Annotated in this window: 8 protein-coding genes; 1 reads left to right on the plus strand and 7 read right to left on the minus strand. The window is 50.3% G+C overall.

Going from position 1 to position 13,546, the window contains the following annotated elements; all coding sequences use genetic code 11:
* Nucleotides 1–183 precede the first annotated feature (183 nt).
* From ACO6VE_RS08400 to ACO6VE_RS08415, 4 genes are all read right to left on the minus strand, one after another.
* Entirely contained in the window at nt 184–1,404 is a 1,221-nt protein-coding gene (locus ACO6VE_RS08400; protein ID WP_422460846.1) for an ankyrin repeat domain-containing protein, read from the minus strand.
* Nucleotide 1,405: 1 nt separating this feature from the next.
* Nucleotides 1,406–1,564: a hypothetical protein gene (locus ACO6VE_RS08405; RefSeq protein ID WP_422460777.1), complete on the minus strand. Its 159-nt coding sequence runs from the start codon at nt 1,562–1,564 to the stop codon at nt 1,406–1,408.
* A 260-nt stretch (nt 1,565–1,824) separates the two neighbouring features.
* Nucleotides 1,825–3,342 carry an ankyrin repeat domain-containing protein gene (locus ACO6VE_RS08410; protein ID WP_422460779.1) on the minus strand — a complete coding sequence of 506 codons (1,518 nt, stop codon included), beginning with the start codon at nt 3,340–3,342 and terminating at the stop codon, nt 1,825–1,827.
* Nucleotides 3,343–3,420: 78 nt separating this feature from the next.
* Nucleotides 3,421–4,356, minus strand: a complete 936-nt coding sequence (locus tag ACO6VE_RS08415) for an ankyrin repeat domain-containing protein (RefSeq protein WP_422460781.1) — start codon at nt 4,354–4,356, stop codon at nt 3,421–3,423.
* Nucleotides 4,357–4,718: 362 nt separating this feature from the next.
* Between ACO6VE_RS08415 and ACO6VE_RS08420 the strand changes: the two genes are divergently transcribed.
* Nucleotides 4,719–8,189 carry a hypothetical protein gene (locus ACO6VE_RS08420; protein WP_422460783.1) on the plus strand — a complete coding sequence of 1,157 codons (3,471 nt, stop codon included), beginning with the start codon at nt 4,719–4,721 and terminating at the stop codon, nt 8,187–8,189.
* Between the two features lie 177 nt (nt 8,190–8,366).
* On the opposite strand, the gene pheA is transcribed toward ACO6VE_RS08420, so the two are convergent.
* The 3 genes from pheA to gyrA all read right to left on the minus strand — a co-directional run bounded on the left by pheA (nt 8,367) and on the right by gyrA (nt 13,309).
* Nucleotides 8,367–9,452: a prephenate dehydratase gene (gene pheA / locus ACO6VE_RS08425; RefSeq protein ID WP_422448311.1), complete on the minus strand. Its 1,086-nt coding sequence runs from the start codon at nt 9,450–9,452 to the stop codon at nt 8,367–8,369.
* Nucleotides 9,452–10,582, minus strand: a complete 1,131-nt coding sequence (gene serC / locus ACO6VE_RS08430) for a 3-phosphoserine/phosphohydroxythreonine transaminase (RefSeq protein ID WP_422460785.1) — start codon at nt 10,580–10,582, stop codon at nt 9,452–9,454. The genes pheA and serC overlap by 1 nt, the downstream gene beginning before the upstream one ends.
* Before the next feature lie 123 nt (nt 10,583–10,705).
* Nucleotides 10,706–13,309, minus strand: a complete 2,604-nt coding sequence (gene gyrA / locus ACO6VE_RS08435; RefSeq protein WP_422460787.1) for a DNA gyrase subunit A — start codon at nt 13,307–13,309, stop codon at nt 10,706–10,708.
* Nucleotides 13,310–13,546 lie beyond the last annotated feature (237 nt).

The following is a 13,546-nucleotide window of genomic DNA, read 5'->3' on the forward strand; positions in this document are numbered from 1 at the left end:
TTTGACCTTCAGTTGGGTTATTAAACTTGAAAACGGGCTCTCTCATTTCAGCCGATGAAAAAGCCATTTCAACTCGTGGCAATTTTTATTGATTATGGAAAATTTCAGCGGTAATACGCTTTTCGGGCAAAAACAGCCTGAAAATGTTGTTATCAGCTTCAACTATTGTCAAGAAGATAATCCCTAGGGAAGTTTAAGTACTGACGACAAATACAGTCCCTGGTTATAGATAAGTTCCCAACTCAGGGGCCTATAGAGATAGGCTTTCAGCGTCGGATCCAGCGGCAGATCCTGCACCGATTCCGACAACGGTTGCCCGGTATTTTTCCGGTGTTCAACCAGGCGCGAGCGGATAGCGGTGCGAGCGCAGGCCTGAAGTGAGTGGGGCTGAAAATTACACGGAATAAGGCAACTCCTTCTGCCAGTCAGTCTGCGATTACATCTGGCACCTGAATCCAACAGAGCTTTTAAGCCTTCGTTGCTGCCACCTATAACGTCCAACGGTGTCACGCCCCTGCTGTTTTTTGCGTTATAGTTGGCCCCCTCAGCCAGCAGCACTTTTATTTTCTTGCCGAAAGCCCCCATTGCCGCTTTATGCAACGGGGTCCATTGCCTGTTACCAGCTCTGGCTTCAAGGTTGGCCCCTTCAGACAGCAGCACACCGATATGCCGCAGGTCGCATCCACCATTACCAGCCGCATGGTGCAATGGCGTCCAGCCTAATTGATCAGTAGCCTCAAGATCGGCACCCGCGGCCAATAGTGCCTTGATCACCTCCGGCTCGTAAGCACCTGAAACCGCTAAAAGTAATGGCGTTGCCTGATAATTATCCCTGGCCTCAATATCGGCTCCCCAGGCCAGAAGCTCTTTCACAGCCCCATGGCTACGTGCCTCATGCAACGGAGTCTGGCCATAGTTATTGCGGGCTTTAACACTGGCACCTGCGACCAGAAGCGCCTTTAATTCTTCCAGATTGTATTGAACCGCCAGTGGCGTGTCTCCGTTATTATCCCTGGCCTCAATATCGGCACCCCGGGCCAGAAGCTCTTTCACAATCGCCTGGCTACGGACATTATGCAACGGAGTTCGACCAAGACGATTGCGGGCATTAACGCTGGCACCTGCGACCAGAAGTGCCTTTACAGCCCCAAAGCCGCCTCGATAAGAAACCACAGACATCAGTGGAGTCTCTTCACACCAGCCTTTGGCCTCAATATCAGCTCCCCTGACCAAAAGCGCTTTCACAATCGCCTGGCTACGGGCCTCATGCAACGGAGTTCGATAATCACGATCGCAGACATTAACTCTGGCCCCTGCGTCCAGAAGAACGTTGACAACATCCGGATTTTCCGACATTACCGCCAGCAACAGCGGGGTTCTGCCCGCCCGGTCCCTGGACTCAATATCAGCCCCCCTGTTCCAGCAACGCCTTCACCGATGCCAGATCTCCATGACTGGCTGCATCAAGCAAATGAAAATTACTGTCGTTTAATATTTCGCTAATTTGCTGCGCTTTCAGTGTTTGCTTATCGCCTGGTTCAGACCTGCTTGATGGGGTATTCATCAATAGCTCCAACAAATTATTGTCAAAAAGATAATCTCAGGAGGAGTTCAAATACCGACGATTAAAACAAGTAGTCGCTGATTATAGACAAGGAATTGTCCTTAAATAATTCCGACATTTTAAACTCGGTCTCCGTTCATCCTGAGCGGAGTCGAAGGGTGACTGGCACGATAATCGAGGCCGGAGTACACGCCCTTCGACAGGCTCAGGACGAACGGAGTTTGAGGCTCAGAAATGTCGGAATTATTTCGGGCCAATTCCTAAATTCCCATGAGAGGCTTATAGAGATAGGCTTTCAGCGTCGGATCCAGCGGCAGATCCTGCACCGATTCTGACAACGGTTGTCCGGTATTTTTCCGGTGTTTAACCAGGCGCGAGCGGATAGCGGAACGGGCGCAGGACTGAAGTGATTGGGGCTGAAAACTAACCGGCTCATCATCCGAGTCAATGTTGTCAAATCTGCCAGTCGCTGCCAGCAGGTCGTCCATTTTGTCAATTCTGCCCATGGCCACACCCAGCGGTGTACTCCCATGCCTATCACGCGCCTTATAGTTGGCACCCTCAGCCACCAATAATTGGACTTTCTTGCCCGAAGCACTTAATGCTGCTTCATGCAACGGGGTATATCGTGTAATTTTTTGCCTGGCTTCAAGATTGGCCCCCTCGGACAGAAGCACCTCCATATACCGCAAGTCGTGACGCATATCGCCAGCCGCAAGATGCAATGGTGTCCGTTGAAATTCATCAGCAGCCTCAATATTGGCACCTGCGAACAGAAGCGCCTTGGCCGCCTCAAATTTGCCATAAATAATAATCGCACAAATTAGTGGTGTTGCTTTATCATTATCCTTGGCCTCAATGTCGGCACCCCAGGCCAGCAGCTCGTTCACAATCTCACTGCTCCTGGCCTTATGCAACGGAGTCCGGCCTAAATCATCCCGGGCATTAACGCAGGCACCTGCGGCCAAAAGTACCTTTAACTCCTCCAGACTGTCTTGATGACAAGCCGAAAACAGTGGAGTTTCTCCGGTATGATCCCTGGCCTCAATATCGGCTCCCCAAGCCAGAAGTTCTTTCACAACCTCCTGGCTATGGGCAAAATGCAACGGAGTTCGACCAAGACGATTGCGGGCATTAACGCTGGCACCTGCGACCAGAAGTGCCTTTACAGCCCCAAAGCTGCCTGGATTAGAAACCACAGACATCAGCGGAGTTCCGTTACACCTGCTCTTGGCCTCAATATCAGCACCCCTGTCCAGCAGCGCTTCCACTGTCTCTTTGCTACGAGCCTTATGCAGCGGAGTTTCACCAACATCATCGCGGGCATCAATATTGGCACCTGCATCCAGAAGAACGTTGAAAACTTCCGGGTTTTCTGAACTAGCCGCCAGGCACAGCGGGGTTCTACCCTTCATATCCCTGGCCTCAATATCGGCTCCCCTTGCCAAAAGCGCTTCCACAATCGCCCGGCTACGGGCTTCATGTAACGGAGTTCGATGACCACAATCGCAGGTATTAACTCTGGCCCCTGCGTCCAGAAGAACGTTGACAACGTCCGGATTTTCCGACATTACCGCCAGAAACAGCGGGGTTCTGCCCGCCCGGTCCCTGGACTCAATATCAGCCCCCTGTTGCAGCAACGCCTTCACCGATGCCAGATCTCCATGACTGGCTGCATCAAGCAAATTAAAATTACTGTCGTTTAATATTTCGCTAATTTGCTGCGCTTTCAGTGTTTGCTTATCGCCTGGTTCAGACCTGCTTGATGAGTTATTCATCAATAGCTCCAACAAATTATTGTCAAAAAGATAATTTCAGGAGGAGTTTAAATACCGACGATTAAAAGTAGTCGCTGGTTATAGATAAGTTCCCATGAGGGGCTTATAAAGATAGGATTTCTGCGTCGGACCCAGCGGCAGATCCTGTACCGATTCTGACAACGGTTGTCCGGTATTTTTCCGGTGTTTAACCAGGCGCGAGCGGATAGCGGTACGGGCGCAGGCCTGAAGTGATTGGGGCTGAAAACTAACCGGCTTATTATCCGAATCGATACTGTCAAACCTGCCGACCGCTGCCATCAGTTCGTTCATTTTGTCAATTCTGCCCATGGCCAAATGCAACGGTGTTCTCCTATTCCAATCTAGCGCCTTATAGTTGGCACCCTCAGCCACCAATACTTGTACTTTCTTGCCCGAACCACTAAATACTGCTTCATGCAGCGGGGTGTATTGTGTAGTTCTTTCCCTGGCTTCAAGATTGGCTCCCTCGGACAGAAGTACCTCCATATACCGCAAGTCGGAGCACTTAGAGATAGCCGCAAGATGCAATGGTGTCCGTTGAAATTCATCAGCAGCCTCAATATTGGCACCTGCGAACAGAAGCGCCTTGGCCGCCTCCAGTCTGTCATGATGTGTAATCGCACACATTAGTGGCGTTGCTTTATCATTATCCCTGGCCTCAATATCGGCTCCCCAAGCCAGCAGCTCGTTGACAATCTCACGGCTACGGGCTTTGTGCAACGGAGTTTGACCATAACAATCGCGGGCATTAAGGCAAGCACCTGCAGCCAGAATAACGTTGAGAACTTCCGGGTTTTCCGACATTACCGCACGAAATAGCGGGGTTTTGCCAGACCAGTCCCTGGCCTCAATATCAGCCCCCTGATCCAACATCGCCTTCACCGATCCCAGGTCGCCATTCCCAGCCGCCTTGAGCAGATTTTTGTCCTCCGGGGACAGTTCGTCTGCTGCGCCAAACAGAGCATTTGTAACGACTCTCAACAGTGTCATCATAACGACTTCCACATCGTCCAGTGTTTGGTTAACGCCGGGACAAGACTGCTTTCTGGATCGTCAGCTCCAGCTATTACTGCCAGGAAGACAGTCTCGTGAGGCGTTTAAGTAATGACGACTGAACTTTTTTTCTGTCCGATCGTCTAAATCATTTGTACGGCTTTTTCAGTGCTAATTCTCCAAGCCAGGCATAACAATTTAATGCAGGAGCAATTGCTGCACAGCACAGATTATTACCGGACAGCCTCCCGGAGAGTTTGGCATATTCATTATGCAGGGTGACCGAAAACACGGATTACCAATCCCTATTAACAGCCGTGTGCCGCTGGACATTGAACAATGAAAATTTTGGAGACAGTTTCATGATTAATTCAACCGGTCATCAACCGATCCCTCCATCTGATCCACCTGCCAGGCTCCCGGGATTGGCAGACCACGGGCCATCAAGCCGTTATTCGTCAATTTCCCCTTTTGCCGGAAAGCGTGTCGCCGTTGCCGGGGGCGGCTCTGAACCCATTGAGCCAGCATCATCAACATCTGCAATTGCCATATCTGCACGGAGTCTTGAATCCGGCTTTGCCTCTGACCCACTGCCTGCAAAACAACCGGGTGACTTTGTCAAATGGGGAGAGTTGGACCAGCAAATCAGAGAAAGCCTAACGTTCTTCAATGTGTATGTGTTCGCTATTTATCTGGATCTTCCGTTAAATCAATTATTTAAACTCGAGCAAAAATTTCCGAATCAGCATGATGCAACTACACCTTTTCATCTGCTGGAAGATTTTTTAACTCTGGAAAATCATAAGTTAACCTATGAACAATGGCTCATAGTGCTGGCGAATACCTCAAGACCAGAACTGGTGAAATTGTATTGTGAAAAGTCGGGTGTTGCCATTGACCAGAGTCAGTTCCTGTCTGACTGGCCTGCCTGTGTACAGGCTGCAGATAATGATGCTGCGCTAAATCACAAGCTGAATATTTTCAAGCTGATCAAGATCTTTCAAATAGAAAAACGCCCTTTTTTTTATAATATTCCGACGGCAACATTAGCCTATGCTGCCGGATACCCGGACCTGATGGATGATCAGGATATTAAACAATGCTTTGACGTAGCAAACTTTTATGTAAACACACTCCTGTTTAAGAAAATCCTGGATAAACACGGTGGGAGCATTACCACAAATGAAATAGTTAAAATAATGCACAATCCTGAGATTATGATTATCAGCTGCGCGTACCGCCTCATTGAATCGCTGAAAGGCAACACCATACCTTTTTTCCGCAGCCATAACTTAAGCTGGAATAAGCAGATTGTCGATCTGACATTCCAGGTTTCAGTGCTTGGGATAAACGCTGAACATTTGGGCCGGGCACTGGGGGTACCGTTGCATATCATCCAGAAAATTGTTGATAGAGATTATAACTTGGTAAGCAATCAAGAAATGTTCGATGATTTATTCAATCAAGCAATCCTTTGCTCACCCCGACTCACACCCGGGCACATTATCCATGCACTGCGGGAAGCAGGCAGTGCCAGTGGTTGTCGCGAAGAGTTAGAAAAATGGATAGAAAAGGATAAAAAATCAGACAAAAGGAATACATGTTTACCCTGGCTAAACGAATTCACTCCTGAAGAGTTACCTGAACTCAAACCACTCTATCGGCCGGAAGATGACAACTCTAACGGGATTGTCAGTTCGCAACCGTTGACCCTGGATTTTTTGCGTAACCTGCCATTAAGCCATAACTGGTTTTTGATTGGTTTAACCATGGGGCTGTCAGGGGATGAGCTGGAAAGGATTGGTTCCAGAACGATCTTTGAAAACGGTGCGCCAGACAAAAAAAGGCTGAGCCTTGCAGCTCCGGAATTATCCCGAACACTGGTTCTAAAGAGGTTGGAAACAGGTCATCTTTACCAGGCACTGAAGATTCTGGATGATCAGGCAACACTGGCTTACTTTCCAAAGCATGCGGATGACCAACCTGAAAAAAAATTACCCGGGAAGATCGCTAAAGCCACCAGACAGGGACAATTAATGGCCCGGGTTGTTCCTTATTTCGGTTCGGAAAGCATAAAATTTCTCAACGCTATGATGAGCACAGTTGCAACAAGTCGAATTACTTTCAAATCATTGAAAAGGCCACCCACTGTCAATCCAGCTACTGAATCGCCCCCCCCGAAGTCAGTAAAAACAGAGCCTTCCATTGTTAATGCAAACAACGTCGCCCCGATGCTTGAACGGAGTGTCATCTCCGGCACTGAATGTTCCCGGTTGCCTGACACACCACTGGACGGCACTGTATACTGGAATAATTTGGGCTATAAATTTACCCGGGGCATATCACCCGAGGACCAGGTACTGTTTGCCATATATCTGGGATTTCCAATAGCCGATATTGCCAACATTTTAGAAACTGCAAGTCATCAGCAATATGCACAGGCTAACTATTTATCCCTGCCTGTCGTCAATCGACAAGATAAAGCAATCATGGAAAAACTGCTGATAACCCATAAAAAACTGCATACAATGCTGTTGGGTATTTCAAGATTTGATCTGGTTAATTTGCACTGTAAAAATTTTGGTATTGTATTTGACCAGAATCGGCTCGGGACTCAATCGCCTTCCTCAGTAGAGACTGTTGATGCCAATGCTGAGCTGGATTATCAGCTGGATTTCTTCAAGTTACATCAGATCGTCAAAAAAGATGACTATCAGGTTTGCACAGTTCCGGAGGCAACAATTGCCTTTGCGGCCGGATATCCGGAACTGATGATGGATCAGGATCTGCAATCTATCCCAAAAAGAGTCAACCGATTTTCAACCATGATTTTGCTGAAGAGGATTCTGGACAAACAAGGGGGGGTCATGACCACAAATGAGCTGGTAAAAATAATGAGCCACCCTGAGATTATGGCCATCCGTTGTGCACATCGTTTCATTGAGGCCTTAAGAGGTCATCCAGTAACTTTTAGCCTTGTAAATGAAGGCAATTTGTCTAGACAAATGCTTTGTTTGGCTGACGGAATTGCAAAGATCAAGATACCTGCTGACGCCATTGGTAATGCCCTTGGGGTGTCATTGCCAATAATCCAGAGCATTCTCAAGGAATCATTTGTTGATGAAGCCGACCATGATCAGATATACGAACTACTGCTTGCAGCAACTCATTGTCAGCCCGGGCTGCTGACTCCGGCACATATCTTATATGCTCTACGCGAAGCTGCAGGACCCAGACTGGAAGGAAAGTTAAATCGCTACATTGCAATTAACAGAAAGAAATTGTCTTTATTTCTGGAGCCCGTTCTGGAGCCCGGTTCTGAGCAGCCCCCTGTCATCAAACCACTCTATCGCCAGGATGATGACAGCTCTGTCACCACGACCAGTTCACTACCGCTAACCCCGGATTTTCTGCGCCGTTTACCATTGAGCCATAACTGGTTTTTGATTGGTTTAGCCATGGGATTACCCGTGGATGAGTTACGGGAAATGGACCAAAAGACCAGAGATAAAAATAATGAGGTTAAGCAAGCGAAGCAGAGCATTGCAGCCTGTTACCTGTCCCATAAACTTGCGGAACTGGGTAAGAGGGGCGTAGAAACAGGTCACCTCTTTCGGGTATTGCACAATTTGGATGATCAGATAGCACTGCATTATTTTCCGGAGCATCTGTCAGCTGCGCCTGAAAAAGAATTACCAGTGGACATTGCTAACGCCATGGAACAGGCACAATCTGCACTCAAGTTGCTCAACACAGTTGATCAAAAAGAGTTGGAAAAAATTCTGTCTGGTTACAATCGTTATAATCAGATGGAACTAGAGTTCTGGATGTAGGCCGGAAATGCCTCCCGTGGAAATCCCCAAGTAAGGCAGGTAGCAACCTGCCCTGCACTTTGACCGCAAGCATATTTTGTGCAGGGTGGTAGAAAAGTTAGCTTATAAGGCTCATCACCGGTCATGAGCCTTGGGCATTTAACCGCCATCATCCCTGCCCGCTTAATACAACAACGATCAGAGAACACCCTTGGGGTAAGAACCAAGCACACGGAGGTCATTGGCACGCTCACCCAGCTTCTCCAGCACCTTGCCAACGACAGGGTCATCCTGATGACCTTCAAAATCCACAAAAAACACATAGTTCCAGATGCCGGTTCTGGATGGGCGGGTCTCAACCCGTGTCAGGTCGATATTGTGCACATGGAAAGGCTCAAGAATCGCATGGAGCGCACCCGGCTGGTTGCGCATACTGATGACCACTGACGTTTTGTCATCACCACTGGGTGGAACCGGCTGATTGCCAATGATCAAAAACCGGGTTGAGTTATCAGGACGGTCTTCAATTTTCTCGGCAATTTTTTCCAGACCATACATTTCTGCCGCCATATCACCGGCAATGGCCGCAGAATTCCACTCACCCTTGACCCGCTTCGCTGCTTCTGCGTTGGAGCTGACCGCTACCCGCTCGGCCATGGGCCAGTGGGAGTCCAGCCACTTGCGACACTGGGCAAACGACTGGGCATGGGAGTAGATGCGGGTAATATGATCCCGCCGGGTGTTTTCTGAAATCATCATGTGTTGATGGATGCGCAGTACCACTTCACCACAGATCTTCAGTGAAGAGTCCAGAAAGCTGTCCAGGGTATGACTGACCACACCTTCCGTGGAGTTTTCCACCGGCACCACACCATAGTTGACCGCACCGGCAGCCACTTCCCGGAATACCTCATCAATGGCCGCCATGGGCACGCAAACCGCAGAGTGGCCAAAGTGCTTCAGGGAAGCCTGCTGGGTAAATGTGCCTTCCGGCCCCAGAAAAGCCACCTTGACCGGCTCTTCCAACGCCAGACAGGCGGACATGATTTCACGAAACAGACGGGCCATCTCTTCGTCATTCAAAGGCCCGTCATTTTTCTTCATGATATTACGAAGTACCTGGGCTTCGCGCTCAGGTCGGTAAAACACAGCAGAGGGGTCAGCTTCTGTTTTTACACGGGCCACTTCCCGGGCACATCGCGCACGTTCGCTGATCAGATCAAGGATTTGCTGATCCAGCGAATCAATTTGAATTCGCAACTGCCCCAACTTCTCTTCTGCCATTATCCATACCGCCGTTCAAATTCTTTCATGAAGTCAATAAGAGCAGCCACATGCTGCTCTGGCACTGCATTATAGATACTTGCCCGCATACCGCCTACTGCCTTGTGCCCTTTCAGATAACGAAAGCCTGCCTGTTCGGACTCGGCAAGGAACGTTGCATCCAGCTCCGGGTTGATCAGTGTAAACGGCACATTCATGCGGGAGCGCCACTTTGGGTCCACCGGGTTCTGATAAAAACCGGAGCCATCAATCTGAGCGTACAGCTTGTTGGCCTTGCGCTGATTGAGCGCATTGATCGCTGCAAGCCCACCCTGTTTTTTCAGCCATTTAAAGACCAGACCGGCTAGATACCAGGCAAAGGTTGGTGGCGTGTTGTACATGGAATCATTGCCCGCCTGCAGTTTATAGTCCAGCACCGCAGGACACATCAATGAACCGCGCTCCAACAGGTCTTCACGAACAATCACCACGGTAAGACCGGCCGGACCAATATTCTTCTGGGCACCGGCATAAATAACACCAAACTTGCTGACATCCAGCGGGCCGGACAAGATATTGGAAGACATATCCGCCACCAGCGGCACATCACCGGTCTCCGGTATAAAGGAAAACTCAAGACCACCGATGGTCTCATTGGGCGTGTAGTGCAAATAAGCGGCATCTTTACTTATCCGCCACTGGTCTTCGGCAGGCATCGCATTAAAGCCCCTGTCCTTGCCATCAGCAACAATATTCACATCCAGGTAGCGCTGGGCTTCTTTAATAGCTGACTGGGCCCAGTAACCACTGTTGACATAGTCAGCAAAAACCTTGTCTCCCTTAAGGTTCAGTGGCACCGCCGCAAACTGCCCCCGGGCTCCCCCTTGCAGAAAAAGCACCTTGTAGTTATCAGGGATCTTCAACAGATCACGCAGGTCTTTTTCGGCCCCATGGGCAACCGCGAGAAACTCCTTGCCCCGATGGCTCACTTCCATCACCGAAGCGCCCACATCCTGCCAGTTCATCATCTCATCCCGGGCCTGCTGCAGCACCTCGTAGGGAATCGGTGCAGGTCCGGCTGAAAAGTTGTAAACCCGATGATCCAGCTGCGCCAGAACATCATTTACACCATCTGTTACACAAGGCTTCACAATGACTCCCTCGCCACTAAACGGCGGTTTACCCCGGTCATTACCGACAAACTCTCTGACTTCGGGTGAGTAACTGTATCATGATGAAAAAACGCCAGCACTGGGCTGGCGTTTTTCAAACTATCAGGATTCTACCGTCCCTTCGCTGGCAATGGGATCATCCTGCCCTTCAGTCTCAAGCTCAGGCGCATCCACAGCCTCTGGCTCCTCAACGCGGGCAACACCCACCAGTTTTTCACCCTCAGAGACACGGATCAGCGTAACCCCCTGGGTATTACGACTCAGTGAAGAGACGCCATCAACCCCGGTTCTCACCAGTGTTCCCTGGTCAGAAATCAGCATAATCTGCTCGCCGCTCTTAACCTGGATAGCGCCCACGATTTCACCGTTACGCTCCGTGCACTGCATGGAGATAACCCCCTGACCACCACGGCTGGTGAGTCGGAACTCATCGACGGCAGTTCGTTTACCGTAACCTTTGGCGCTGGCCGTCAGAATCTGGGTATCTTCCTCCGGAATAATCAGAGAGATAATCCGCTGACCTTCAGGCAGTTTCATACCACGGACACCACGAGCTGTCCGGCCCATGGCACGAACGTCAGTCTCCTCAAAGCGAACCGCCTTACCACCATTAGACAGCAGCATTACCTGCTTTTCTCCGGTAGTAATTTCAGCCCCCACCAGAGTATCTCCTTCATCCAGACCCAGGGCGATCAGGCCGGAAGAGCGTGGGCGGGCAAACTGCTCCAGAGGTGTCTTCTTCACCGTACCATTGAGCGTCGCCATAAAGACGAAATGGCCTTCGGTAAACTCTTCCACCGGCAGCATGGCGGTGATTTTCTCATTCTGCTCCAGCGGCAGAATATTAACGATCGGTCGACCCCGGGAGGTTCTGCCAGCCTGGGGGATCTGATAGACCTTCAACCAATAGACCTTACCCTTGCTGGAGAAGCAGAGGATCTGGGTATGGGTGTTAGCCACCAGCATGTGCTCGACATAGTCCTCTTCCTTAACGGAAGCCGCTGACTTGCCACGACCACCACGACGCTGTGCCTGATAGGTATCCAGGGGCGTGGTCTTGGCATAGCCACCGTGGGACAGGGTGACCACCATATCCTCCTCATCAATCAGATCTTCAACCGTCAAGTCACGACGGGAGCTGGTGATCTCGGTACGGCGCTCATCGCCAAACTCATCCCGAACCTGCTCAAGCTCTTCCCTGATGACGGCACGCAGCTTCATTGGGTCACAGAGGATCAGAATCAGCTCGGCAATTTTCTCCAGCAGCTCACGATATTCAGACAGCAGCTTCTCATGCTCAAGACCGGTCAGTCGGTGCAGTCGCATTTCCAGAATGGCCTGAGCCTGAACCGGAGACAGGTAATAAAGCCCATCCCTGAGACCATAAGCCTCAGGCAGATCATCCGGACGACAGGCATCGGCACCGGCACGCTCGGCCATTTCCATCATGTGGCCGGGATTCCAACCCTTGGCAATCAGCTTTTCTTTAGCCTCCGCCGGTGTTGGCGAGTCCTTGATCAGCTGGATAACCGGATCAATGTTGGACAGGGCAACGGCCAGACCTTCCAGAATATGACCACGCTCACGGGCCTTTCTCAGCTCATAAACGGTCCGGCGGGTGACCACCTCACGGCGGTGACGGATAAAGGCTTCCAGGAACTCCTTCAGGTTGAGCAGTTTAGGCTGACCATCCACCAGGGCCACCAGATTGATACCGAACACGGACTCAAGCTGGGTCTGGGCATACAGGTTATTGAGCACCACCTCGGCATTTTCACCACGGCGAAGCTCGATCACCACACGCAGGCCATCTTTGTCAGACTCATCGCGCAGCTCGGAAATACCCTCAATCTTGCGGTCTTTTACCAGCTCGGCAATCTTCTCAATAAGGCGCGCCTTATTCAGCTGATAAGGGATCTCGGTGACAATAATGGTGCTTTTATTTTTCTTTTCATCGTGCTCGATATCGGCCCTGGCACGAATGTAGATGCGACCACGACCGGAGCGATAGGCCTGAAGGATACCAGCCCGGCCATTGATAATCGCCGCGGTAGGGAAGTCAGGACCCGGGATGTACTCCATCAGGTCATCAACCGTCAGCGCTTCATCATCCAGCAGCGCCAGACAGCCATTCACCACCTCGGTCATATTGTGAGGCGGGATATTGGTGGCCATGCCCACCGCGATACCGGCCGAGCCATTCACCAGCAGGTTAGGAACACGGGTGGGTAAAACGGCAGGAATCTGCTCTGTGCCATCGTAGTTAGGCACATAGTCTACGGTTTCCTTGTCGAGATCTGCCAGCAACTGATGGGCAATCTTGTCCATCCGGATTTCCGTATAACGCATCGCTGCGGCGGAGTCACCGTCAATGGAGCCGAAGTTGCCCTGACCATCAACCAGCATGTAGCGCAGGGAAAATGGCTGCGCCATCCGGACAATGGTGTCATAGACCGCAGAGTCGCCGTGGGGATGGTATTTACCGATCACATCCCCGACCACACGGGCAGATTTTTTGTAAGGTTTGTTCCAGTCGTTGCCCAGTTCGCTCATGGCGAACAGTACGCGCCGGTGCACGGGCTTGAGCCCGTCACGTACATCAGGCAGGGCACGACCAACGATGACACTCATGGCGTAGTCCAGATAGGACTGCTTGAGTTCATCTTCAATATTTACCGGGAGAATCTCTTTGGCAATTTCAGTCATGGAAACCCAGTCGTCCTTTTGCTTACGGCCAACAGATAGCGGTCAGCATCCATCCCAGTTCTGTGGACCAGGACACCGATAATAAAGTCTTATCCAAACAGAAAAAATGCTCTTTCCCAGAGCATCTCAATGGAATGATCGCCTAAGGTAATTGATTTTCAAAACCGCGATGTTACCACAATTCATGCCTTATCCGCGAGATACATCAATCACTTTGGGAATATGTTTTTTGCCGGT

This window comes from Endozoicomonas sp. ALB115 (genome assembly GCF_049310245.1).
GTDB lineage: Bacteria > Pseudomonadota > Gammaproteobacteria > Pseudomonadales > Endozoicomonadaceae > Endozoicomonas.

Coding starts and splice junctions, on each gene's coding strand:
- ACO6VE_RS08415 (WP_422460781.1), bottom strand. CDS start 4,356: ATGATGACACTGTTGAGAGTCGTTACAAATGCTCTGTTTGGCGCAGCA.
- pheA (WP_422448311.1), bottom strand. CDS start 9,452: ATGGCAGAAGAGAAGTTGGGGCAGTTGCGAATTCAAATTGATTCGCTG.
- gyrA (WP_422460787.1), bottom strand. CDS start 13,309: ATGACTGAAATTGCCAAAGAGATTCTCCCGGTAAATATTGAAGATGAA.
- ACO6VE_RS08420 (WP_422460783.1), top strand. CDS start 4,719: ATGATTAATTCAACCGGTCATCAACCGATCCCTCCATCTGATCCACCT.
- ACO6VE_RS08410 (WP_422460779.1), bottom strand. CDS start 3,342: ATGAATAACTCATCAAGCAGGTCTGAACCAGGCGATAAGCAAACACTG.
- ACO6VE_RS08405 (WP_422460777.1), bottom strand. CDS start 1,564: ATGAATACCCCATCAAGCAGGTCTGAACCAGGCGATAAGCAAACACTG.